Origin of the sequence: Vibrio celticus (assembly GCF_024347335.1) — a bacterium.
Taxonomy (GTDB): domain Bacteria; phylum Pseudomonadota; class Gammaproteobacteria; order Enterobacterales; family Vibrionaceae; genus Vibrio; species Vibrio celticus.
On record NZ_AP025463.1, the window covers coordinates 3,015,739 to 3,041,089 of the forward strand.

The 25,351-nt window shown below is 44.6% G+C and carries 22 protein-coding genes; 6 read left to right on the forward strand and 16 right to left on the reverse strand.

Annotated elements, in window-relative coordinates; all coding sequences use genetic code 11:
- Together ptsP and rppH are read right to left on the reverse strand one after the other, a co-directional pair.
- Positions 1 to 2,250 carry a phosphoenolpyruvate--protein phosphotransferase gene (gene ptsP / locus OCV19_RS13560; protein ID WP_065676735.1) on the reverse strand — a complete coding sequence of 750 codons (2,250 nt, stop codon included), beginning with the start codon at positions 2,248 to 2,250 and terminating at the stop codon, positions 1 to 3.
- A 2-nt stretch (positions 2,251 to 2,252) separates the two neighbouring features.
- Complete coding sequence (gene rppH, locus OCV19_RS13565; protein ID WP_017059335.1) at positions 2,253 to 2,771, reverse strand: RNA pyrophosphohydrolase; 519 nt, start codon at positions 2,769 to 2,771, stop codon at positions 2,253 to 2,255.
- 616 nt (positions 2,772 to 3,387) lie between these two features.
- On the opposite strand from rppH, the gene mutH reads away from it, so the two are divergent.
- Entirely contained in the window at positions 3,388 to 4,053 is a 666-nt protein-coding gene (gene mutH / locus OCV19_RS13570; RefSeq protein WP_065676752.1) for a DNA mismatch repair endonuclease MutH, read from the forward strand.
- An 88-nt stretch (positions 4,054 to 4,141) separates the two neighbouring features.
- Here the strand turns inward: mutH and OCV19_RS13575 are convergent, their stop codons facing one another.
- From OCV19_RS13575 to xerD, 8 genes are all read right to left on the reverse strand, one after another.
- Entirely contained in the window at positions 4,142 to 4,453 is a 312-nt protein-coding gene (locus tag OCV19_RS13575; protein WP_004735016.1) for a DUF6482 family protein, read from the reverse strand.
- A gap of 214 nt (positions 4,454 to 4,667) precedes the next feature.
- A complete protein-coding gene (locus OCV19_RS13580; protein ID WP_065676734.1) occupies positions 4,668 to 4,919 on the reverse strand; it encodes a DUF1127 domain-containing protein in 252 nt (83 codons plus the stop codon).
- Between the two features lie 569 nt (positions 4,920 to 5,488).
- A complete protein-coding gene (gene vpsR / locus OCV19_RS13585; protein ID WP_050053118.1) occupies positions 5,489 to 6,823 on the reverse strand; it encodes a cyclic-di-GMP-binding transcriptional regulator VpsR in 1,335 nt (444 codons plus the stop codon).
- A gap of 271 nt (positions 6,824 to 7,094) precedes the next feature.
- On the reverse strand, positions 7,095 to 8,627 hold the full coding sequence (gene lysS, locus OCV19_RS13590; RefSeq protein ID WP_017059330.1) for a lysine--tRNA ligase: 1,533 nt from the start codon (positions 8,625 to 8,627) through the stop codon (positions 7,095 to 7,097).
- 98 nt (positions 8,628 to 8,725) lie between these two features.
- Positions 8,726 to 9,824 (reverse strand): peptide chain release factor 2 gene (gene prfB, locus OCV19_RS13595; protein ID WP_100208942.1). Its coding sequence is split into 2 segments (ribosomal slippage): positions 8,726 to 9,748 and positions 9,750 to 9,824, totalling 1,098 coding nucleotides; the frame shifts between segments, so codons are not numbered across the junction.
- A gap of 235 nt (positions 9,825 to 10,059) precedes the next feature.
- Positions 10,060 to 11,796 (reverse strand): single-stranded-DNA-specific exonuclease RecJ, encoded by a 1,737-nt coding sequence (gene recJ / locus OCV19_RS13600; protein ID WP_017059329.1) that lies wholly within the window; start codon positions 11,794 to 11,796, stop codon positions 10,060 to 10,062.
- Positions 11,797 to 11,875: 79 nt separating this feature from the next.
- On the reverse strand, positions 11,876 to 12,655 hold the full coding sequence (locus OCV19_RS13605) for a thioredoxin fold domain-containing protein (RefSeq protein WP_017062874.1): 780 nt from the start codon (positions 12,653 to 12,655) through the stop codon (positions 11,876 to 11,878).
- 26 nt (positions 12,656 to 12,681) lie between these two features.
- Complete coding sequence (gene xerD / locus OCV19_RS13610) at positions 12,682 to 13,596, reverse strand: site-specific tyrosine recombinase XerD (RefSeq protein ID WP_017059327.1); 915 nt, start codon at positions 13,594 to 13,596, stop codon at positions 12,682 to 12,684.
- A gap of 150 nt (positions 13,597 to 13,746) precedes the next feature.
- Between xerD and fldB the strand changes: the two genes are divergently transcribed.
- Entirely contained in the window at positions 13,747 to 14,268 is a 522-nt protein-coding gene (fldB, locus tag OCV19_RS13615; protein ID WP_048606779.1) for a flavodoxin FldB, read from the forward strand.
- Between the two features lie 137 nt (positions 14,269 to 14,405).
- Here the strand turns inward: fldB and brnQ are convergent, their stop codons facing one another.
- Positions 14,406 to 15,719, reverse strand: coding sequence for a branched-chain amino acid transport system II carrier protein (gene brnQ, locus OCV19_RS13620; protein WP_019820574.1), 1,314 nt, complete (start codon positions 15,717 to 15,719; stop codon positions 14,406 to 14,408).
- A gap of 314 nt (positions 15,720 to 16,033) precedes the next feature.
- Here brnQ and OCV19_RS13625 point away from each other — a divergent pair, with 314 nt between their 5' ends.
- Positions 16,034 to 16,762, forward strand: coding sequence for a tRNA1(Val) (adenine(37)-N6)-methyltransferase (locus tag OCV19_RS13625; protein ID WP_065676733.1), 729 nt, complete (start codon positions 16,034 to 16,036; stop codon positions 16,760 to 16,762).
- Between the two features lie 107 nt (positions 16,763 to 16,869).
- On the forward strand, positions 16,870 to 18,135 hold the full coding sequence (gene srmB / locus OCV19_RS13630; protein WP_017059323.1) for an ATP-dependent RNA helicase SrmB: 1,266 nt from the start codon (positions 16,870 to 16,872) through the stop codon (positions 18,133 to 18,135).
- 116 nt (positions 18,136 to 18,251) lie between these two features.
- Here srmB and yaaA read toward each other — a convergent pair whose 3' ends face one another.
- The gene (gene yaaA / locus OCV19_RS13635; RefSeq protein ID WP_048606773.1) at positions 18,252 to 19,028 is read right to left on the reverse strand and encodes a peroxide stress protein YaaA; all 777 of its coding nucleotides are present in this window, start codon (positions 19,026 to 19,028) and stop codon (positions 18,252 to 18,254) included.
- A 208-nt stretch (positions 19,029 to 19,236) separates the two neighbouring features.
- Entirely contained in the window at positions 19,237 to 20,664 is a 1,428-nt protein-coding gene (locus OCV19_RS13640) for an alanine/glycine:cation symporter family protein (RefSeq protein WP_032545312.1), read from the reverse strand.
- Positions 20,665 to 21,373: 709 nt separating this feature from the next.
- Here OCV19_RS13640 and OCV19_RS13645 point away from each other — a divergent pair.
- Positions 21,374 to 21,562, forward strand: a complete 189-nt coding sequence (locus OCV19_RS13645) for a DUF3545 family protein (protein WP_017059319.1) — start codon at positions 21,374 to 21,376, stop codon at positions 21,560 to 21,562.
- Positions 21,563 to 21,714: 152 nt separating this feature from the next.
- Here the strand turns inward: OCV19_RS13645 and OCV19_RS13650 are convergent, their stop codons facing one another.
- The 3 genes from OCV19_RS13650 to nfo form a co-directional block, all read right to left on the reverse strand.
- Complete coding sequence (locus OCV19_RS13650) at positions 21,715 to 22,266, reverse strand: hemerythrin domain-containing protein (protein ID WP_050651913.1); 552 nt, start codon at positions 22,264 to 22,266, stop codon at positions 21,715 to 21,717.
- Between the two features lie 86 nt (positions 22,267 to 22,352).
- Positions 22,353 to 23,033: a uracil-DNA glycosylase gene (ung, locus tag OCV19_RS13655; RefSeq protein ID WP_065676732.1), complete on the reverse strand. Its 681-nt coding sequence runs from the start codon at positions 23,031 to 23,033 to the stop codon at positions 22,353 to 22,355.
- 662 nt (positions 23,034 to 23,695) lie between these two features.
- Positions 23,696 to 24,604, reverse strand: coding sequence for a deoxyribonuclease IV (nfo, locus tag OCV19_RS13660; RefSeq protein WP_065676731.1), 909 nt, complete (start codon positions 24,602 to 24,604; stop codon positions 23,696 to 23,698).
- A 324-nt stretch (positions 24,605 to 24,928) separates the two neighbouring features.
- Between nfo and grcA the strand changes: the two genes are divergently transcribed.
- A complete protein-coding gene (gene grcA, locus OCV19_RS13665) occupies positions 24,929 to 25,306 on the forward strand; it encodes an autonomous glycyl radical cofactor GrcA (protein ID WP_017059315.1) in 378 nt (125 codons plus the stop codon).
- The last annotated feature ends 45 nt before the right edge of the window (positions 25,307 to 25,351 follow it).

Here is a 25,351-nt window from a genome sequence, read left to right on the forward strand (position 1 = left end):
CTATTTTTTACCTGCTCGAATGAAGCCTGTAAATTCACGCTCTTCGAAATAGTTCAGCATCATACTATAGATGTCACTACCATACGGTTTTGAAAGTGCCTTATTTGCCAAATCCTGTAATTCAGCCAAGTTCGATTGACGAATCAAATATTTGGTTCTTGCGACATTCGAGGTATTCATACTTAGCGTCTCATACCCCAATCCAATCAATAGCAGCGCGCCCATCGGGTCACCGGCTAACTCGCCACAAATACACACAGGTAATTGATATTGCTTACAAGTATCATGAATTTGTTTTAATGCCATGATCACCGCAGGGTGCATGGATTCGTAGACATCGGATACTCGTGAATTGTTCCGATCAACCGCTAATAAATATTGGGTTAAGTCGTTGGTACCGACTGAAACGAAATCGACCTTATCCGCAATCAACGGCAGTATGTAAAGCATCGATGGCACTTCAATCATGATACCAACGCGAGGCATACGCACTCGGCTATCAAGCTCATGCACTTCATCATACGCTTGTTCAATCAGCTGTAGCGCGTCATCCAATTCCTGAGCACCTGAGATCATCGGCAGCAAAATACTCAAGTTATGGCTTTCACAACTCGCACGTAGCATGGCACGTAACTGAATAATAAAGATGTCTGGATGATCGAGCGTAAAACGAATACCACGCCAACCAAGGAATGGATTGTCCTCTTCGATAGGAAAATAAGGTAAGGCCTTATCACCACCGATATCGAGTGTACGCATCACCACTTGTTTCTCTGGGTAGCTTGCCAGCACAGAACGATACTGCTTGAATTGTTCGTCCTCTGACGGGAACCTTTGCTGCAACAAGAAAGAGATTTCAGTTCGATACAGCCCTACTCCATCAACACCTTGGTTGATAGCGATGTTAGTGTCTGCACTCAAACCCGCATTAAGCAGAATTTCGACTTGCTTGTCGTCTTGGGTTTTTGCCGGAAGATACAGTTCTCGGTTGACCATAGAAGAGAGCTCACTCTCTTCCAGAATCAGCCCTTGATACTCTTTGAGTAGGTTCTTCGTCGGCTCAATAAAGATCTCACCGCTGTACCCATCTACAATCGCTTGCTTGCCATTAGCTTGAGCTAGATTGAGATTTACCCCCATGACTGAAGGTATGCCAAGCGCTCGAGACAAAATCGCTGCATGCGAGTTCGCCGCCCCTTCCAAGGAAATAACAGCTAATAGCTTTTCTTTTGGAATAGACGCTAATACCGAAGCGGTTAACTCACGAACCACTAGAATAATCGGCTTATCTAATGTGCGGAGTTCATGTTCAGAGTTATGGAGGAAATAGAGCAACCTTTGTCCGAGCTCTCGGATGTCTTGTGCTCTCTCACGAAGGTACACATCAGACATACGAGCAAAGCGGTTCGAATAGCTCTCAACCACTTGTCTTAATGCCCAATCGGCTTTATCGCCTTTCTGAATTTGACTCTTTAGATCCTTACGCAACATAGGATCGTTGAGTAAGTGAGTAAACAGGTCAAAGATCGCTAATGCGTCTTTATTGATTTCGCTATCTAAGCGCTTTCGCATGCGCTTAAAGTCATTGAGGGCATTTTCAACCGCTACCGCCAACAACTCATGCTCTCTCTCTACATTGAGCGTCGAAGCAGGATAAACATCGGTAAGTTCAGGCTGGGTGTTGTCCCACCATAAATCACCAATCGCCACGCCCGATGAAGCTGCAATACCTTTAGTCGCAGGTAGCTTCTGTTGCTCTAACAGCCAATGACCTTGAGTTTGGGCGTGCGCCACAATAACGGCAAGTTGTGCTGAGAGCGTGACAAGGAAAGATTCTTCCATCTCACTGAATAAACGCGGAGTCTTCTGTTGAATGACCAATACACCGAGTACTTGCTTGCGGTGGATAATCGGAGTACCGAGAAAAGAGTGATAGACGTTTTCTCCAAGCTCTGGAAAAAACTTATAAGCAGGGTGAGCAGATGCTTGTGCAAGGTTGATAGGTTCAGCACTTCTTTTAACAAGGCCAACCAGACCTTCGTCAAAACCAATGTGAATGCTATTGCCTTTGAAGATCAGGCCTTGAGTTGCCATCAACTCAAGGCGCTGCATATCATTATTTGCCAAATACACGGTGCAACATTCCGTCTGCATCGCACTGCATGTCTCTTTCACCAAAACATCAAGAGCCGTCGACACATCTTCAACTCTTGATACGTGTTCAACTATTTCCCTTAGTTGACTGAGCATGCTTAACCTCTACGCAATTTGCGCTTTCCTTTTATTTTTCGCTCTTTAAACGGCATTGCTAAAGATGCGAACTCTTTCATCGCTCGACGGTAAACATCTCGCTTGAAAGAAACAACTTGTCGAACTGGGTACCAGTAACTCACCCAACGCCAACCATCAAACTCAGGTGTACTTCCACGCTGCATATTGATATGCGATTCATCGCAATCTAAGCGCAAAAGAAACCACTTCTGTTTTTGTCCAATACAGACAGGTTTAGAATCCCACCGAACCAGTCGTTTGGGTAGCTTATAGCGTAACCAATGACGACTTGTCGCGACGATCTTTACATCCTTTTTAGTAAGGCCAACCTCTTCATACAACTCGCGGTACATTGCCTGTTCCGGAGTCTCACCTTCATCTATTCCCCCTTGAGGAAATTGCCATGAATGTTGCCCGTATCGTTTAGCCCAGAAGACCTGACCATGGTTGTTACAGATTACAATACCAACATTTAATCGGTAACCATCGCCATCTATCACTGGCCAACCTCTATCTAAATTTTTAATTACTCTGATTTTTCCACATATCCCCAATCGGAGCAAACTTAGTGACGTGATAAGCGCTATATTTATGAATAATAACTAAAGATATGGATAAGTTTTGCTCAAATTCTAGTTACCCACACAATAGTGAGACATAGACCACATTTATTCACCTTTTCTGTGAATAACTATGTGAAGAATTACCCGCAATCGTTTTTTTTAATCCATAGATTCATCAACACAAAAAACGACAAATCAATAAAACTTAATTTATCTTCATATAAATCAATCAATTAAAATAATATCTTAGTTTTAAAAAACATTGGAAATGTAAAAGATCTTTCAGAAATTCGACATGGTTAAAGATCAACCACTCCGATGTTTATCCACACTACCAAGTGAAAGATTCATTTTGAACCCCATTTGGCAAGCATTTTATCCACCATAAACCCCTGTTTATTTATCCACTAAATTAATATTTCAATTAATTACCTTTATGTCCTGTGGATAACCCTGAGTTTGATCCCTTTTCTCGCAAGGAGATCATTTCTTAACCAGTCGTCATTTGGTGATAACTTCTGATAAAATCGTTTTTTTGATCATACCTTTTATTATGAAACCAGAACCACAAACACAACAAGAGCTGTTAGAGCGCGCGTATGCCATCGCCGGAATGACCTTTAAAGAACTCGCCGACGAAGCCGAGATGGTGATGCCAAACGACCTTAAGCGTGATAAAGGCTGGGTTGGGCAGCTATTGGAATGGCACTTGGGTGCACCTGCAGGCAGTAAACCAGAGCAAGATTTTGCCAAGCTCGGGATCGAGCTAAAAAGCATTCCGATTGGCTACTCTGGCAAGCCACTCGAAACCACCTTTGTGTGTGTTGCGCCTTTGATGGGTGTGCAAGGCATAACTTGGGAAACCAGTCACGTTCGAAACAAGCTGTCCAAGGTACTGTGGATCCCTGTCGAGGGAGAAAGAGAGATCCCGCTAGCGGAGAGGCATGTAGGATTCCCATTATTATGGACACCTAGCCAAGCGGAAGATGAACTCTTGAAACGAGATTGGGAAGAACTGATGGAGTTGATCGTGTTAGGCAATGTTGAACAGATAACAGCAAGACACGGTGAAGCACTGCATTTACGTCCGAAGGCTGCTAACAGTCGTGTGTTAACGGAAGCTTACGGTGCAAGTGGAAAACCTATCAAAACCAAACCACGCGGTTTCTATCTACGAACTCAATTCACCCACAAATTGCTGACAACACATTACGCATAGATCGTTAAATCTAGCCTCGATAGCCAAAACTATCAGTGCGTTACAAAACAGTCTGTAATTAGAATTAATCTCGCGCTACAAACGCCTCTTAATGAGGTTTGAGCGCCAGTTCAATATCGCAGTAGCTTTGGCTTGGCTCATTACCAAACTCATCATAGGCGTTGTGTAAGCGAAGATACGCCTTTTCAAAGCCGAGTCGGAGTAACTCCTCTTTCACTTGATCCAAGGATCCAAAGTGAAGCGGCTCGCCGTCTTGCTTTACCGGTTCTAGCTTGTGTTTGTACTCCACCGCCAATAGATATTCTGAAATATCAGAACAGCCAATAACGTACACTTTCGGTGTTTGATAAGAGTCTTTGTGCTCTCCATGTAACCACATGTCTAATTGATGCTTTTGCATAGCCGGCCTCCCTTGCTCTATAAAGCTTAGTAGAACTCTTTTCCTTTACTAGATAACGACTTAAAAAAGCACAAATCTCGGCTTAAAAAAGCAAAAAAGAGAAGCAAGCGCTTCTCTTTTTTGGCCAGTTCTAGTTCAAAAGTTTGCACTTTCGACGCCATAACTATCACTGTTAATTATCTTAGGGGTCGAAAGGTGCTATCAACCCCGCAGATTACGTCGGTATTCGCGCACTTAAGACACGACGAAGGTGACGTACTCGACGTTCAATCGTGACGACTTCTGGTTCAGAAAAACCAATCGGTCGACCGTCAGCTTCAAGACCAATATCTCTTAATAAGTGAGTATTGTTCCATGGCAGCTCATATGAACTACGACGAACTTTTCGTTGCCATTCACGCTCTTCACGACGAACATCGGCACGGATAAGGACTGTTGCTAATTTTAAATATACTGAGTGACGCATAATAACTCTCCAGTTGTTGAATCAACTGAGGAAAAATAGCGTGTTAGATAGTATGAGGGCTTCTCACTTAGCTGCTATTTTTCCGCAGCCAAATAAGGGTACGGATCTATTAGTTAGGTTTATCTTGGGTGTTTCGATCGGCCATGGCTGATGTGAGTGACATATCAGTCACCATGTCAGTACACGGATCAAACGACGCGCAAATATGCTGTATAAAATCGAAATGTTTCATTTGCGCCTCCAAACTAACTAAAAAATCCAAAAAGAAATGGGGAAGTAAAGCAGACAAGTCTTTGTTAAATATCTGCTTTCACACGGGTAAAGTCTAACCAAGTGAGTATATTATTCAACCGATAATTGGTTAACATTTTCAAAACAATGCATTTACCTAAAATATCAGTTGCATATTCATTTAAATATAACATATTCACTATGATTATATAAAATCACAGCATATCTATCTTCGGGCTGAGCTAGAAAAGAACTGACTATCCTTCAGAAACAAAAAAGCCACGTAGATACGTGGCCTTTCGTTTACAGTGACTGAATAAAGTCATGTAGAAAAGAGTCTAAACAACCCCCTCAGAGATTAGGCTGTGTTTATTGAGCAATCGGTACATAGTTGCTCGTGATACGCCAAGTTCTTTAGCTGCCAACGAAACCTGACCGCCGTAAGACTCCAATACAATCAGCAGTGCATCGCGCTCTGAACGCTCACGAATACTCTTCAAACTTCGGCGTTCATCATTCTGTTTTGGTAAATCGAGTTGGTGATCCTCAATGATCACCGCATCAGACATTAACACAACACGCTTAATCTGGTTCATCAGCTCACGCACATTTCCAGGCCAATGGTAGCGATTCATCGAACGGATAGCATCGTCTGAAAAGCTCTTCGCTTGAGCATTAAACTCTTTCGAGTACTCACGCAGAAAGTGATTAGCCAGTACTGAAATATCACTCACACGTTCTTTTAAGCTCGGAACATGAATACGCAGAACATTGATGTAGTGATAGAGCTCTTCATTAAAATCGCCCTCGATCAACGCCTTCTCGATATCAGAGGAGTTCGCGGCCAAAATACGCACATCAACGGATTTAGGTCCATTCGCGGTTTCAATCTTACCCTCTTGTAAAAAGCGCAACAGATTCAGTTGTTGATTGCGTGGCATCGCTAAAACATCATTAAGTAAGATGGTTCCGCCATCGGCTTCTTCCAACATACAAGGCGCTGTCGCTGGCTGTGCTGAAATACCAAAGACCTCGGCCTCTATTCTCATTTCAGACAAGGCACGGCAGTTAACCGTTAAAAATGGTTTCTGTGCTCGCGACGAATTTTGATGAATCGAGCGTGCAATCGTCTCTTTACCAGCCCCACTCTCGCCATAAATCAAGATACTGACATCCGTCGGCCCAATACGCTTCACTTGGTCTCTCAAGCGCTTCACGGCCACAGAATCGCCTAGAAGACCCATGTTGTTATTGATGCCGTAGTTTGGCCATACCTTCTGCTCAAGCTTAAGCATACCCAATTGGTGACCAATGGTACTCAGTAACTGAGCGTCTGGGATTGGCGCCGTGAAAAAGTCGATACAGAAGTTAACGATAAACTGGCAGATCGTATCAGAGCTTAATTGAGATTCACGGATAAAGGCGAGCCATCTCACCTGCTTGTTATTGCTCACAAGGTTAGCAATACCGTTGAGGCTGAACTCATCATGACTAAGATCGACAATACCAATACATGGGCCAATATCAGCAATCAAGGCATCGGCTTTTCGTAAATCTGCACACTGGGTACACTGCCAACCCACTTGTTCTAACACTGATAACCAGGGTTCGTACGCACCACCAACGACGATAAGAGAACCTGGTAAGGAATCCATCTTAAATTGAGTTCCCATCCTTCTTCCTTATTCTATTTTTATTTAAATCAGGCTAATACGAGTCACTGCTTCATCGTTCGACAAAATGCCGCGAGATCGTATTCAGCGCAGAGGCGTATAGTAGTGAGACTATCTTAGATTTTATGTCTCAATAGTAAGACTATGTCAGAAATAACGATTTTTCGAATCAAGAGTGCGGTACAGACTAGGTTTTGAAGCCCAAAAACAGAAAAAGCCACCCGAAGGTGGCTTTTTAATTACATAGGCTGTTACGCCCTATAAGCGAGAATTACGCTTGTGGACGCATTGCCGGGAACAAGATCACGTCACGGATTGTGTGCGTGTTTGTAAATAGCATTGCTAGACGGTCGATACCGATACCTTGACCTGCTGTTGGCGGTAGGCCGTGCTCTAGTGCAGTAATGTAGTCTGCATCGTAGTACATCGCTTCGTCGTCACCCGCGTCTTTCGCGTTAACTTGCGCTTTGAAACGCTCGTCTTGGTCTTGTGCATCGTTAAGCTCAGAGAAACCATTCGCAACTTCACGGCCACCGATGAAGAACTCAAAACGGTCTGTGAAGAATGGGTTGTCATCGCTACGACGTGCTAGAGGAGAGATGTCCGCTGGGTAGCCAGTGATGAACGTTGGTTGAATTAGCTGAGGCTCAGCCGTTTCACCAAAGATCTCTTCTAGAAGCTGACCACATGTCCAGAACGTTTCTACGTCTACGTGTACAGATTTTGCGATAGCAACCATCTTCTCACGGTCTTGTAGGTCTGCTTCTGTTAGCGCTTGAATCTCAGCGTGCTCAGGGTTGTAGTGTTTGATTGCATCGAACATGCTCATGCGAGCGTAAGTGCCACCGAACTCAACCGTTTCGTCACCGTAAGGCATAGAAGTAGAACCAAGAACGTCCATTGCTGCCGTGCTTAGCATCTCTTCTGTCAGATCCATAAGGTCTTTGTAGTCAGAGTACGCTTGGTAGAATTCCATCATTGTGAATTCTGGGTTGTGACGTGGAGATAGACCTTCGTTACGGAAGTTACGGTTGATCTCGAATACACGATCAAAACCACCAACCACTAGACGCTTAAGGTAAAGCTCTGGTGCAACACGTAGATACATGTCGATGTCTAGTGCATTGTGATGAGTGATGAATGGACGTGCAGTTGCGCCACCCGGGATCACGTGCATCATTGGCGTTTCAACTTCTAGGTAGCCTTTCGCGCTCATGAAGTTACGGATTGAAGATACAAGCTTAGAACGCACGATAAATGCATTGCGAGAATCTTCGTTCACGATTAGGTCAACGTAACGCTGACGGTAACGCATCTCTTGGTCAGTTAGACCGTGGAACTTCTCTGGTAGAGGACGAAGTGCTTTAGTCAGCAATTCAAACTCTTCCATGTTCACGTAAAGGTCGCCTTTACCTGATTTGTGAAGCGCACCTTTAACACCGATGATGTCACCGATATCTAGGCCTTGGTACTTCTCTTTCAGTACTTTTTGTACGTCTTTCGCTGCGTATGCTTGGATACGACCAGAAGTTTCTTGAATCGCAAGGAATGGACCACGCTTCGCCATAACACGACCAGCGATCGCAACGATGTGGTTAAGCTCTTCTAGCTCTTCCTTAGTCTTCTCACCGAATTCCGCTTGAAGATCGCCAGCTAGGTGCTCACGACGGAAGTCATTTGGGTGACCGTTAGCTTTGCAGTTTTGGCGGATGTGATCCAGCTTGCTGCGGCGCTCAGCGATTAGTTTGTTCTCTTCAGGTGAAGAAGCTTCTTGTGCGTTTTCGTTTTGAACAGCATCAGTCATTAGAGATGTACCCTGCTTTTAAAATTTGGACCGCTATATTTTTGCAAATATAGGCATTTTTACCAATATTATTGGTAAAGCTTAATAGTTGATAAAGCTTACAGACCTGATTTCAGGCTAGCTTCAATAAACTTGTCTAAGTCACCGTCTAGAACCGCTTGAGTATTACGGTTTTCGATGCCGGTGCGTAAATCTTTGATACGAGAATCATCCAGTACGTAAGAGCGGATCTGACTGCCCCAACCGATGTCTGATTTCGTTTCTTCGCTCGCTTGTTTTTCAGCATTTTGTTTTTGAATCTCAAGTTCAAAAAGCTTAGCACGTAGCTGCTTCATCGCTTGATCTTTGTTCTTATGCTGCGAACGGTCATTCTGACACTGAACCACAGTGTTGGTCGGAACGTGAGTAATACGTACCGCCGATTCCGTGGTGTTTACGTGTTGACCACCAGCGCCAGAGGCACGGTATACGTCAATACGTAGGTCAGAAGGATTAATGTCGATCGTAATGTTGTCATCAATCTCAGGATAGATAAACGCAGATGCAAATGAAGTATGACGACGACCACTTGAATCAAATGGAGACTTACGAACCAGACGGTGAACACCAGTCTCTGTGCGTAACCAACCGTAAGCATACTCACCAGAGATACGTACCGTTGCGCCTTTAAGGCCAGCAACATCGCCATCCGACACTTCGATAACTTCAGTCTTGAAGCCTTTCGAATCTGCCCAACGTAAGTACATACGCAACATCATTGAAGTCCAGTCTTGAGCTTCTGTACCGCCCGAACCTGACTGTAAATCGATGTAGCAATCTGATGCATCGTGATCACCAGAGAACATACGACGGAATTCCAGCTTCTCTAGCTTAGCTTCAAGCTCGGCCAGTTCTGGTTCAATTTCATCGAACGTTTCTTGATCTTCTTCTTCAACCGCAAGCTCTAATAGACCATCAACATCCTCAACACCTTGGTCAAGTTGGTCGATCGTTTCTACTACCGCTTCCAATGCAGAACGTTCTTTACCTAGCGCTTGAGCACGCTCAGGTTCGTTCCATACATCCGGTTGTTCTAATTCTGCGTTTACTTCTTCTAGACGCTCTTTCTTAGCGTCATAGTCAAAGATACCCCCTCAGGATATTTGTGCGCTCAGACACATCCTGCAGACGGTTTTTTATAGGATTGATTTCAAACATTTTAGCTCATCATTTATGAGTAGAATTTAACCGAAGAATTGTACTCAAAAGTGTGACGGAGATACAGAATTTTTTAGAGTGGTGAACCAAGATTCAACAACTTAATGGGATATAAAATTGACAGGCAGAAAAAACACGTAAATTTTGTAAGGGCAGGAAGGAAAACAAGCCCTGTTTTTGAACAGAGCTTGTTGAATTTAGCGCTATATGATGAGCATTATTGAGCCCAAAATAACTATTTGGCTTCGATATGATCAATCATTAGCTGCAACGATTGGTTGCCGCGAAATTCGTTTATATCGAGCTTAAATGCAAGGTGAACGGTTTTCACCGAGGCATCAGGCCAGCGACGTAGGTCGACGTTAAAGGCAATACCATCAATCATCACATTGGTAGGGTGACCTTTGTAGAGCGGCTCGAGCATCAGCTTAAGGTGTTTTTCACCCACCAGCTTTTGGTGCAGAACTTTAAACTCACCATCGAAGATTGGCTCAGGGAAAGCTTGTCCCCACGGGCCACCTGAACGCAGCGTTTCAGCGGTGTGCATCGAGAACTCTTCAGGTAACAGCTCACCATCAGATAAGATAATGCCCTTCAGTGCTGTTTCTCCAAGTTCATTCTTCACAACATCATTGAACAGCTTACTGAAGCGTTCAAAGTCCTTTTCCATAATGGTTAAGCCAGCCGCCATTGCGTGGCCACCAAACTTAAGAATCAAGCCTGGGTTTTGAGTGTCAATTCGGTCTAATGCATCACGCATGTGCAGACCCGGGATCGAACGACAAGAGCCTTTAATACTCCCTTCCCCACCATCAGCAAAAGCAATCACTGGGCGGTGGTATTTGTCTTTGATACGCGAAGCCAAAATACCAATCACACCTTGGTGCCAATCACGTTGGAACAGGGCTAAGCCAGAAGGTAGGTCGTCTTTACCAAACTCAAGGCGTTCACAAAAAGCCATCGCTTCTTGCTTCATGCCCTCTTCGATCTCTTTACGTGTTTGGTTCAAACCATCCAGTTCACTCGCCATTCGACGCGCCGCATGGATGTTGTTACTCATTAGCAGCTCAACACCAAAAGACATGTCGTCCAGTCGGCCGGCTGCATTGATACGAGGGCCAAGAGCAAAGCCAAAATCAGACGCCACCAAACGTTTAGCGTCTCGCTTAGCAATTTCGATCAAGGCTTGAATACCCGGGCGAGCTTTACCCGCACGAATGCGTTGCAAACCTTGATGAACTAAAATTCGGTTGTTTTCATCGAGTGGAACCACGTCGGCAACCGTACCCAGCGCCACAAGGTCAATCAGTTCCATCAACTTAGGTTCTGTCATGCCGCGCTCTGCAAACCAACCCAACTTACGCATGTGAACACACAGTGCCATCATCAGATAGAAAGCCACACCTACACCCGCTAAGGCTTTAGAAGGAAAAGCACAACTCTCAAGGTTTGGGTTAACCATCGCATCGACCATTGGCAGTTCATTGCCCGGCAAGTGATGATCGGTAACCAGAACCTCTAGCCCCTTCTCTTTAGCAAAGCGAACACCTTCAATCGAAGAGACACCGTTGTCGACCGTCATGATCACTTCAGCACCAAGCTCGATTGCCTGTTCGACAACCTCCGGGCTCAAGCCATAGCCATCTTCAAAACGGTTTGGTACTAGATAATCGACGTTAGAGCTGCCGAGCATACGTAACGCTAAAACAGACAACGCCGAGCTGGTCGCACCATCGGCATCAAAATCACCAACAATGATGATGCGTTTTTGCTGCTGAATCGCTTTGAACAACAGCTCAACCGCAGCATCAATACCGCCCAGCTTTTGATAAGAGTGCAAGCCTTTCGCAGCTGTCTCTAGTTGGTCGGCACTGTCGATTCCGCGACTCACATAAATGCGCTTTAACAAGTCAGGTAAGTGAGCAGGTAAGACTGAAATGTCGACCTCAGGACGGCGTTGGATCTCTATCATATAAAAATGGGCCCGATATCAATCAGGCCACTCCTTAAATCAAAAACATGGGGGATAAATTGGCAATACAGAAACGAAATTATTGCTCTAAACGTTGAAGAAGTTGCGCTGGCGGTAAGTAACCACTCACCAACTCACCACTTGCTAGCACGATAGCCGGTGTGCCATTGATGCCAAGCTCACGACCCAATTGGTACTGTTTAGCAATGATCTGCTTTTGCTCTGCTAGGTCTTTACCAGACGCTGGCATTTGACGGTTTACTTTAGCATCGTGCATCGCTGTTTTTGGATCATCTGAAGCCCAGATGGCTGCCATTTGATCGGCAACTTGCCCTGTCGCGCCTTGGCGCGGGTAAGCCATGTAACGAACGGTGATACCCAGATCGTTGTAGCCCTGCATTTGGCTGTGCAGACGAACACAGTAGCCACACGTAATGTCAGTAAATACCGTCACAACATACTTTTCGTTATCGGCTTTGTATTCAATAACCGTATCCGACATCGCTGCGACTTTTTCAGCATTCAGCGGAGCTTGACGCTCAGCCAAAACATCACTGAACTTACCGTTTTCATCTAAAGAGTAAAGTGTACCGGCTAGAAAGTGATCGCCCTCTGGAGAAGAAAATATAATGCCGCTGTTGGTTTGAACTTCTAACAAACCATCGATATCCGAAGGAACAATCTTATCGACCTTAATACCGATTTTTTCAAAACGCTTAGTTAACGCAGCTGTATCAATAGCTTGAGCTGGAGCAGCTTCTACGGCTGTTGATGTTGTTTCTACTTTCGCTTCTGATGCATTACATGCAGTAATCATAAGAGGAAGCGCTAGTAGAGGAAGACGGCGTAATACGCTCATTAAGTTCACCTTAAAAATAAATGGATTTAAGCACGTGGGTGATGCTGCGCGTGAATTTGCTTCAGCCTTTCAGTCGCCACGTGAGTATAAATTTGGGTTGTCGATAAGTCACTATGCCCAAGTAACATCTGTACGACCCTGAGATCTGCGCCATAGTTCAGTAAATGCGTCGCAAAAGCGTGTCTCAATACGTGGGGTGACAACAATTCTGTGTCGATCCCAGCGACGACCGAGTAGTGCTTGATACGATACCAAAACGTCTGACGGGTCATTTGCTTGGCGCGTTTACTCGGAAAAACCACATCAGAACTGTTTTCGCCAAGTAAATGTGGACGACCTTGTTCAATAAAAGTCTCTATCCAATCCACTGCATTTTCGCCCATGGGTACTAAGCGCTCTTTGCCACCCTTACCAATAACACGCACCACGCCTTGTCTTAGGCTGATGTTTTCCATCGTCAAGCTAACCAGTTCTGTCACTCGCAAACCAGTTGCATAAAGTAACTCAAGCATCGCCTTATCGCGAAGCTCAATCGGATCGTTCGGATCTGGCGCATCAAGCAAAGCATCAACCTGCTCTTCGCTCAAATCTTTCGGCAAGCGTTGCGGCAGCTTAGGGCTGATCAACAAGGCACTTGGATCATCACCTCTGATTTTCTCGCGGTGTAAGTATTGGAACAAGCGACGAATCGCCGACAACATACGGGCACGAGAGGTCTGCTTAAAATCGGCATCGGCTAACCAGCCTTGATAATCCTGTAAACCTGAAAGGCTAATGAAGTCGAGGCGGTAATTGTTCTTTTCCATCCACGCTAATAACTTGGATAAATCGGTACGGTACGAGACAAGCGTATTCTCCGATAATCCTCGCTCCATCCACATAGCATCTAAAAACTGCTCAACGAGACCGTGGTCTGCGCTCTGCCCTTGAGGCGACTGCATAGTGTTACTCACAATATTGGAAACTGTTTTGAGAGTATGCCAGAGCAAATATGAATGCCATAAAAATTACGACTTGAGCGGATAATCGCTGCAATCGAAGTCGATTTATGGTTAGAATTCGCCATCTGAAATTAAAATCGAACGTTTGCTATGAAAATTGGATTATTTTACGGCTCAACCACCTGCTACACAGAAATGGCAGCAGAGAAAATTCGCGGCATTATTGGTGAAGACCTAGTTGATATCCATAACGTGAAAGAAACCCCTCTTTCATTGATGGCGGACTACGACCTTTTATTGCTAGGCATCTCAACTTGGGACTTCGGTGAAATCCAAGAAGATTGGAATGAACTGTGGGAAGACATCGCAACCACGCCAATGAAAGGCAAGGTTGTGGCTCTGTTTGGTTTAGGTGACCAAGAAGGCTACGGCGAATGGTTCCTAGATGCGATGGGTCTATTGCATGATGAACTGAAAACCGCGGGTGCAGAGTTTGTTGGCTTCTGGCCAAACGATGACAGCTACGAGTTCGAAGCGTCTAAAGCGTTAACGGAAGACAAATCTCAATTCGTTGGTTTGGCGCTTGATGAAGATTCACAATACGAGCTTAGCGACGACCGTATCGCAAGCTGGGTTGAGCAAGTACTAGTTGAGTACAGCGAAAAGCTATAACCAAACAGAAATGCCCCGGCTACTTAGCTAAGTAGCGGAATATAAAAAGACCACAGAATACAAAAAGGCCTCATTACTGCGAAGTAATGAGGCCTTTTCTATTTCATCTCGAAGGACAATCGAATCTCAACGGAAGATTAAACAGTCTCTTCAGCCATCTCTTGTTCTGTTGATTTACCAACGAAGAACATACAGATGATTGCAGCCGTTGTTGGAAGCAACCAACCCATACCAATCTCAAACAGTGGCAGCATCTTAAGTGCAGACACATCTACACCCGCTACTTTAGCGCCATCAATAAGAGCAAACAGCAGTGACACTAATACCACTACGCGGTAAGCCGCTTTTGGATTAGGGAAACGGCTACGCAAGAACGTCAGAGCAACCAACGCGATAGCGACTGGGTACAGTGCAAACAGTACTGGAACAGACAGAGAAATCAGTTGAGAAAGGCCAACGTTTGCAACGGTTGCACAAGCCACACCGTTGATGATTACCCAAGTCTTGTAAGACAGAGGCGTTAGCGAGCTGAAGTAATCAGAACACGCTGACACAAGGCCAATCGCCGTAGTTAGACACGCTAATAGTACGATCACAGAAAGCACTAGCTGACCAGAAGGACCAAACAACGATTGAACGTATAGGCTTAAGATAGCGCCGCCATTGTCTGCACCAGCTGCAACTGTTGCACTTGTTGCACCTAGGAAGAATAGAGAGATGTAAACAAACGCTAGACCCGCTGCGGCAATACAACCCGCGCTAATTAGGTACTTAGTCGTCGCTGCACGGTCAGTAATGCCCTTGCTACGAATCGCATCAACAATCAGCATACCAAACATCAAAGAAGCAAAAGTATCCATGGTGTTGTAGCCTTCAAGGAAACCTTTGGTCAGTGGTTGAGTGATGTACTCACCGTGAGCCGCAAGAATATCGCCTTGAGGGTTAACGAATACAGCAATCGCCAGCACAACCAAACCAACGAACAGTGCAGGTGTTAGCACCTTACCAATGACGTCAATAAGCTTACCTTGCGACCATGAGAAGAACATCGCTACGACAAAAAATGCAATCGAAAAGAGAGTTAGGTGAGCTTGAGAGGCATCGATGAAGAACGGTTTCACCGCCATCTCATAGGCAACAAGGCCGGTACGCGGTGCAGCAAATGCAGGACCGATAATGATAAAGATCAGCACAGCCATGATGGTTGCAGCTTTCTTAGGAAGATCTTTAGTTAAGTGACCCCAAGAGCCACCAGCCACTGCGACCGCGACGATAGTGATTAACGGCAGACCAACGGCAGTCAGCAGAAAACCAGACATCGCTGGAAGGAAGTGATCACCGGCTAATTGGCCAGCTAGAGGTGGGAAGATGATGTTACCCGCACCCAAGAAAAACGCAAAAAGCATAAAGCCCAATGCCATTATATCTGTTAGTTTTAGACTCTGTTTCACAGATAATCCTTAATTATATTTATGAATTTATGTTGTGCTTACATGAATGTTACAGCTCAAAGCTGCCAATCAATCTATAAAATAGTCGCGCATAATGACGAAACAACTGGCTAGCTGCAAGTCACCACACAAAAACACCATATAAATTTGCATATGAGAACAAAAAGCAGTGGATTCCACTAGTTATAGAAAAATAGCCGCAATTATAAACTAACTATAATTCACAACAATAGTTTCCCAAGCAGAACATTGATTCATACAAGCGGTTAACATTAGAGCTAATCACTTAAAATATCTCGATAATCAGAACATTAATGAAAGACAAAACAGTGCAAACTAAAAGCTTCAATTTTAAGCAATTCTCAATTTACGGCGGGAAAAGCGGTATGCCAGTCAGTACCGATGGCGTATTACTTGGCGCGTGGGTAAGCCTGCCACAAAGATCATGTGTACTCGATATTGGAACCGGAACAGGTCTGCTGGCTTTGATGGCTGCGCAGCGTTTTGAAGATGCTTCAATCTCTGCGATAGATATTGATCAACACGCTATTGATGCTGCCACTGTCAATATTGAGCAGTCGCCTTGGCAAAATCGTATCTCCCTTGATCACGGCAGCGTGTTAACAGCCGACTTTCCACAAAGGTTTGATGCGATCATCTGTAACCCGCCCTACTTCAACTCTGGAGAACAGGCGCAGCAAAGCCAAAGAGCCACCGCCAGGCACACCGACAGCTTGGATCATTTAGCGCTTGCCCAGCGTTGTTTCGCGATAACAACCGACACCGCGACTGCCAGTTTCATCCTACCGACGCCTGAGGGGGAAGGTTTTATCAAGCTTGCCGAGCAATGTGGTTGGTATCTAGCAAAACGCCTTGATGTGAAAACAACAGATAAAAAGCCAGCTAGCCGAATTCTATTTGAGTTATCTAAAGATCCTGCTTGCGAGCAAGATTTGCAGCGCGAATCGCTTACAATTCACCATCAAGGTGGTTATAGCGAAGCATTTATTGCGCTCACTAAAGATTTTTATCTCAAGATGTAGCAAATACCATGTGATCCTAATCACTAATGCTTCTATAATGTCCGACTACTCTTTTTTATCGTCTGCTTTTTGAGGCAGAAACATTTATTGCTTGTGGAGAAACAACAGTGATCAGAACCTTTGCAGAACTCGATCTAAACCAAGAGCTGCTTAAAGCAATTGACGAAATGGGCTACGAACGCCCAACACAGATACAAGCTGAAGCAATCCCACAAGCGTTAGATGGAAGAGACGTTTTGGCTTCTGCGCCAACAGGTACTGGTAAAACAGCATCATTTGTATTGCCAGCACTGCAATACCTACTGGATTTCCCACGTAAGAAATCTGGCCCTGCACGTATGCTTATCCTGACGCCAACGCGTGAGCTTGCAATGCAGATCACCGAACAAGCACGTGAACTTGCTAAATACACCAGCCTAAATATCTTCACGATCACGGGCGGTGTGATGTACCAAGAGCACGCAGATATCTTAAGTACAACTCAAGATATCGTAGTAGCAACACCTGGCCGTTTGATGGAATACATTGAAGGCGAGCGTTTTGACTGTCGTGCGATTGAATGGCTGGTTCTAGATGAAGCCGACCGCATGCTAGACATGGGCTTTGGTCCTGTTGTTGACCGTCTGTCTGCAGAGTGTCGCTGGCGTAAACAAACTTTACTGTTCTCAGCAACGCTAGAAGGTAAAGGCATTGAAGGCTTCACTGAAGATCTACTGAAAAACCCAGCGGAGATCGATGCGAAATCATCACTTCGTGAGCGTAAGAAGATCACTCAGTGGTACCACCGTGCAGACACAGCAGAGCACAAGCTGAACATCCTAAAGCACGTCATCACAGAGCAAGCTGAGCGCAGCATCGTGTTCTTGAAGACGCGTGATCGTCTAGGTGATCTACGAGCTCAACTTGAAAGCGCGCAAATCCCATGTGCGTGGATCCAAGGTGAAATGCCTCAAGATCGTCGTAACAACGCGATTGCTCGTTTCCGTGACGGTTCTGTAAACGTACTACTAGCGACTGACGTTGCTGCTCGTGGTATCGACCTTCCAGACGTAAGCCACGTAATCAACTACGACATGCCACGTACGGCTGACGTATACCTACACCGCATTGGCCGTACGGCTCGTGCTGGTAAAAAAGGTAACGCGGTTTCTATCATTGAAGCGCACGATCAACTAATGATTGAGCGTGTGGCTCGTTACACAGACGAACCAATCAAAGAGCGCTTCATCGAAGGCATGCGCCCTACGCATAAGAAAGCGGCCGTGACTAAGAAGAAGAAGCCGAAGAAAGAAGATAAGAAAGCGGTAGAGAAACAAAAAATCGCGAAGAAGAAAAAAATCGCGAAGAAAAAGAAAGCAGCAAAGAAGAAGTAATCTACCAGCTTCAACGATTCAATAAAAAAGCCCCATGCAGTTCGCTGCATGGGGCTTTTCTCTATCTGGTCTGTTATCTAGGCTAAAACCGAGAGCTCCTCGTTAGCCAAGGACTACTAGTTTTGCTCTTCGCGCTTAAAGACAAGCTCTTTCGCGTTCGACTCTTCTTCAACGAAGTAGTAGCCCGCCGTATCAAACTGGGTCAGCGCCTCAACCGAGTCGATCTTGTTCTCGATGATGTAGCGAGCCATCATGCCACGCGCTTTCTTCGCGTAGAAACTGATCACCTTGTACTGACCGTTCTTGCAGTCTTTGAATACAGGGGTAATCACTTGGCCATCCAAGTTCTTCGGCTTCACGGCCTTAAAGTATTCGTTAGACGCTAGGTTGATCAACACGTTGTCGCCTTGAGCATTTAATGCTTCATTCAGCTTGTCTGTGATGATGTTGCCCCAGAATTGGTACAAGTTAGTACCACGAGCATTGGCTAAGCGTGTACCCATCTCTAGGCGGTACGGCTGCATCAAATCTAACGGCTTAAGCAAGCCATATAGGCCAGAAAGCATGCGCAGGTGGTTTTGTGCGTAATCAAAATCTTCATCCGATAGCGTCTCAGCGTCTAGACCTGTATATACATCGCCCTTAAAGGCTAGGATTGCTTGGCGTGCGTTGTCTTGGGTAAAGGTCTCGCTCCACTGCTCAAATCGCGCTACGTTCAACCCTGCGATCTTATCGCTGACTTTCATCAGTGCAGAAATATCGACTGGCGTCAGTTTGCGGCACTCTTCAATCAGCTCAGCAGAGTGTTCAACAAACTCAGGCTGACTAAAGCGTTCCGTCGCTAATGGTGATTCGTAATCAAGTGTTTTGGCTGGAGAAACGACAACTAACATAACTTTACCCTAATCGGTTATCTAACTGGATGCTGCTAGAGTATAGAAAAAACATCAACTTGTCTTTATGACTCTTCCTATTACTTCGATAGGGAGAATGAGCTTCAATAGACAGAATGAGACAAATGACAGGCAAAGAAAAAGGCTAAGGTCGAAACCTTAGCCTTTCTAATCACTTTAGGATGAACCGTTTATCGCTCCAACAAGATCACTTCTTGTTGTTGTCCCAAATACCGTCTTCCAGCTGAGACTTAAGCTCTGGGAAGTCATTCGAATCGAATGTTGGTACTTTACCCGCGTCTAGTTGGCGGTTGTAGTCTTTCGCTAGCTTAATCACGATGCCTGATAGCAGGATAATCGCCACCAAGTTAACAATCGCCATTAGGCCCATTGATACGTCAGCCAGTGCCCATACCGTTGGTAACGTCGCTAGAGAACCGAACATAACCATACCCAGAACAACGATACGGAATAGCACTAGGCCCTTCTTGTTGTTGTGCTCTAGGAAGATAAGGTTCGTTTCAGCGTACGAGTAGTTTGCAATGATTGAAGTGAAAGCGAAGAAGAAAATCGCTACCGCTACAAAGATGCCGCCCCATTCGCCCACTTGTGCTGTTAGTGCACGTTGCGTTAGTTCGATACCCGTTACTTCACCGTGTGGTACATACTCACCAGACATCAGGATGATTGCGACTGTTGCTGAACAGATAACAATGGTGTCCATGAACACGCCTAGCATTTGCACGTAACCTTGTGATGCTGGGTGCGGTGGGTAAGGCGTAGCAGAAGCTGCTGCGTTTGGCGCAGAACCCATACCCGCTTCGTTCGAGAACAAACCACGTTTGATACCGTTAATCATCGCTTGTGCGATTGCGTAACCTAGGCCACCCGCTGCTGCTTCTTGCAGACCGAATGCACTCTTGAAGATAAGAGCCAGTACTTCAGGCACTTTCTCGATGTTCGCGAACATCACGTACATAGCGATCGCTAGGTAAGCCAATGCCATGATTGGAACGATGATTTCTGCTGTACGTGCAATCTTACGGATACCACCGAAGATAACGAATGCAGAGATGATTACGATACCAACACCAACGTAGCTACGCTCAAGGTCGAATGCTGTGTTCATTGCGCTTGCAATCGCGTTCGCTTGAACCGCGTTAAATACAAGACCAAATGCAATGATTAGGAAGATAGAGAATAGAACCCCCATCCAACGCATGCCTAGGCCTTTCTCCATGTAGTATGCAGGACCGCCGCGGTAGTTACCGTCGTTATCACGCGTTTTGTATAGCTGTGCCAGTGTGCTTTCTGCAAACGATGTTGCCATACCTAGCATTGCGATTAGCCACATCCAGAAGATAGCACCAGGGCCACCAGCGGTTAGTGCTACAGCAACACCTGCCATGTTACCCGTACCTACACGAGCAGCGAGACTAGTACAAAGAGCTTGGAAAGAAGAGATACCAGCACTGTCTGCTTTACGGCTGTTTCTAAGAACAGAGAACATGTGGCCGAAATGGCGGAATTGAATGAAGCCTAGTCGTACAGTGAAGTAGATACCCACACCAACCAGTAAGTAAACTAAGATAGATCCCCAAAGGAGATCGTTCATCAAATTGATTAAGTCTGTCACGTGAACCTCGTAATTGAGTTTAAGCACCGATCATGCTTCCTAGCCTTCCTCTTAATCGCCTATGCCTCTGTCAATGTTGTGTCGGCACTCTTGTTATATTCTTGCGGCGATTGAGACTGTAAATGTCGCTTCATGCATCCATTTTACGTATCAGTGTATTTTTTGACGGGCGGATAATGCAGCGAGACGGCCTAAAAATCAATATGCAAATGCACTTATATTAAAATGACATTTCACTAATAACACACCTTTTGTTAACACAACTTTCAACAATGCAGCCCAATAAAAGTCACATTATCGGGACATAATATCAACAACAGCCACGGCACTACCCCAACAAGAACATCATCCTATAAAAATGACGTCAGCCTAGGTTTTACAAGGTATAGTGAAGATCTTCGTTTTTTTCTAGGCCAATGAGATCCCTATACCGCACGGCACCATGTGCACTTCAATGCATTGTAGTCAAAACGCTATTCCATTCGCACAATGAATTAACATTCAATAACCCCCAATTTAATCGTTTACTTAAGTTTGTTTGCCTGTTTTTTATACATAATAATTCTCACAATGTGTGAGCATGCATAAGAAAATAGAACAAAAGCTTCATGGATTTGAAACAAATGAGAAACAAATCAAAGTTATTGTGAACCTAAATATGATATTTATTGGTTCGTAAGAACTAGTCCCACGGAAGGAGATATGGCTTATGGATAGCTTTCAATTCGATGAAGTATCAGAACTAGAAATGCCTCGTGTAACTCAAAAATCACGCTCGAAACCACTCAAGCGTAAGTGGCGTGAAATCGAAGCCATCAACGATCGTAGGCAGCTTGAGAAAGAGCTGAGAGAGATGAACCTAGGTCTTGATTTTAGCCTTGACGATATAAAGCTTTAATCAGCACGATAAGAAATCAGATAGCAAAAGGCACCTATATAGGTGCCTTTTTTATTGTTTGAGGTAGTTAATCCGCTCAAAGCGCCATTTGGAAACCAACCCTCTAATATAGAGGGCACCTAAAAATAGGGGCGTTTCAACATTAAAACAGGCTAAACGCACTCTTGTTCATTTTGTCGAACCCTAGCCGCGAGTTGGCGATATTGATCGGCAATGGTCTCTCCAAAGACAGGGTCATCTTCCGGTTGAAGCCATTGAGACTCCACTTCTTGCCAATCTTTGATCGTGAACGCCTCAATAATCATGGGTAGCACATGCTTCTCTTCATATTCCATGTGTTTTCGCTGGGCCTTAACAAACGCTTCAAGTTGCTCAATAAAAACTTGTTGAGGAACCACCGCATCTTGGAGAATCATATCAAGCAAACCTAAAAAGTCTGCCGTTTTCTCAGAAAGCAATTGATGCTCTAGTTCCAAGTCTTCAATCGCTTGCTCGCTGCCATATTGCTTAAGATAGTAGCGATAAATGACGTCTTCTTTAGGGTGATGCACTTTGTCTGAATGGTTCATCAAGTAATGAACCACCTCTGCGATCAGGCTATAGTTTATTTCTCGCTCCTGTTTCAGAAACTCTAACTTACTGTTGAGTATCGCGAGTAAACGAGCCATATAGCCATGCTCTCGTCTTATCCTTTCAATCATCATAGTATTGCACTCCATTACACCTACTATTTATAAGTGTATACGAATATGCTGATTTATGATTTGACCCTGCTCAGAAAACCACCAACCTACACTTCTGTTGGTAAATGCCAGTCTATAGGTTGTTGATCCATTGAAGAAAGCAGCTTGTTGGTTGTCGAGAAGTGCTGACAGCCGAAGAAGCCACGGCGCGCCGATAATGGCGATGGGTGAGGTGCAGCCAACACATGATGCTTGCCTTCATCAATCGCTTGGCCTTTCTTCTGGGCGTGTGCGCCCCACAACAAAAAGATGATCGGTTCAGAACGCTGATTAAGCTCAGCAATAATGGCATCGGTAAAAGTTTCCCAACCACACTTAGCATGTGAGTGTGCTTTTGCCTCTTCTACTGTAAGAACTGTGTTCAACATCAACACCCCTTGCGATGCCCAAGAATCGAGGTAACCATGACTAGGAATCTCAAAGCCCTCTATATCTTGTGTAAGCTCTTTGTACATATTGCGTAGAGAAGGTGGGATTTTCACGCCAGGAAGCACTGAGAATGCTAAGCCGTGAGCTTGGTTAGCACCGTGATAAGGATCTTGCCCTAAGATAACCACTCGCACGGATTCGAAAGGCGTCATATCAAAGGCACTGAACACCTGATCTTGTGGCGGGTAGACGGTTTTGCCATTATCACGTTGCTGTTCAACAAACGCGAGGACACTCTGAAAGTACTCTTTATCACGTTCATCATTAATAATGGATTCCCAAGTCTTTGGTGCGCTCATCGTTTTACTTCCCAATCATCAAGGTTTCTAGCGGCTTTCGCCAGACAAAAAATAGCTGTATCGGCTAACTGTCCTAAATAAGGCTTTAGGGCGTGTTGACCTTTCGTGGTTAAATTTCGTTCGAGATAAAAGCGTTTTAATCGCGGCGAGGGAGAAGTAGCATAGTCATTCTAAGCAAATCTCCCTCAACAAAGAGTAAAACGCTTTTAGCCGAACCCTCCGGGCAGCGTTTGCTGGTCATTTCTACTGCGTTAGCGGCTTCTCATGTAGGCTAGCTACACGTCAAAGCCTCTGCCTTGTATAAATACCCAGCAACTCGATGCAAAAATCAGCTCGAAAGATCAACACGCCCTATTTATACCTCATACAGCTATCAATAAACATGATGTGTAGGGTTCACTTGTTGATGAATCATAATAATCAGTTCAAGTTGTGTTTATCTCGATTAACCACTTTTCTGCTGTGTACGATGGTGGCCGTGGTTATGCACGTGACGGTTTGGTGTTGGTAAACGGCGTGCGGCAGCAATAGTTGAAGTTTGGGTGATTGAATACATAAAGGCACCTCCTCTAAGACATCGTGAACTACATATTCACTTTAATACTATGAAAGAAAGGTGCCAATTTTTAGAAATAGACGGAAATAAATTTTCCCCTCTATTATTACGCTTGTTCGCTCGCTAGCGTTGCTGAGCGATGAAACATTCTAAGTTGTTGAATTTCCTCTTTCCAAATGGTCGAATCAATGGTTTCTAAGATAAGAGGGATACCATTAAAGCGAGAATCAGAGGCAATATACTCAAAACAATCCCAGCCAATTTCGCCTTTTCCTAAAGAATGGTGTCGATCGACTCGGCTCGCGAACTCAGCTTTTGAATCATTGATGTGCATTGCTCTTAGATAGTGCATACCCACGATGCGGTCGAACTCAGCAAAAGTATGCTCACACGCCTCTTTTGTACGTAAGTCATAGCCAGCAGTAAACGTATGGCAGGTGTCTAAGCACACACCAACACGTGACTTATCTTCTACCTGTTCGATAATCTCTGCTAGATGTTCAAACTTCCAACCCAGATTAGTGCCCTGCCCAGACGTATTCTCAATCACTGCGATTACGTCAGATACCGCTTGATGAGCTAGGTTGATCGATTCAGCGATCTTCGCCAAACATTCGCTTTCTGAGATTTTCTTTAAATGACTCCCAGGATGAAAATTCAAAAGCGTTAATCCAAGTTGATTACAACGCTCCATTTCATCAATAAAAGCCGCGCGTGATTTCTCTAGCTTCTCTTCTTCTGGTGCTCCTAGGTTAATAAGGTAGGAGTCATGAGGAAGAATGTGCTCAGCACCGAAGCCCAACATTTTGCAATTAGCTTTAAAGGCACTAATGGTTTTCGCTTCTAGCGGTTTTGCCGCCCACTGTCTCTGGTTCTTGGTAAACAGTGCAAACGCATTGGCGCCAATTTCACGTGCACGCATAGGCGCCAGATCAACACCACCAGCAGCCGACACATGAGCGCCAATAAACTTAATATTTGTTTCCGGTTTTGAGGATGAATTATTGTTTGTCATTAAATCACTTTACACTTTCAGAATGCTTAATAAATAAAGGGGCGTATCGGTTGCAGTTCAATAAAAACACAACAAATGTAGTAAACTTACAACAAATATGACTGTTAAATATTTTTATACTTTAAAATATTTTGTAATTACTTTGTTTTCAAAGGTTTTATTGATTTACCTCAATATAATCACCTTTGTAAAAATATGGTTTTTGGTTTTTTTTGACTTAAATCAATGTTAACCTTACTAATATTAGGTATATATTACCCAGCTCAATAAAAATCGAAAGTTAACACCATAATCAAACCACATTCAGTGGACTAGGAGATAGTTATGATCCAAGGTATTCAAATTACTAAAGCAGCAAACGATGACCTACTAAACTCAATCTGGCTACTAGATAGCGAGAAGAATGAAGCTCGTTGTGTTGTTGCTACTGCAGGTTTCGAAGCTGACCAAGTTATCTCAGCTGCAGACCTAGGCGAGTACGAAAGCCGTGAAGTTGCTATCGAAGCAGCACCACGCATCGAAGGTGGTCAACACCTAAACGTTAACGTTCTTAAGCGTGAAACGCTAGAAGATGCAGTTGCTCACCCAGAGAACTACCCACAGCTAACTATCCGTGTATCGGGTTACGCTGTACGTTTCAACTCTCTAACAACTGAACAGCAACGTGACGTTATCGCACGTACGTTCACTGAGTCTCTATAATTTTTAGAGCTTAAATTAGAATACAAAAACGGCGCTCATTGAGCG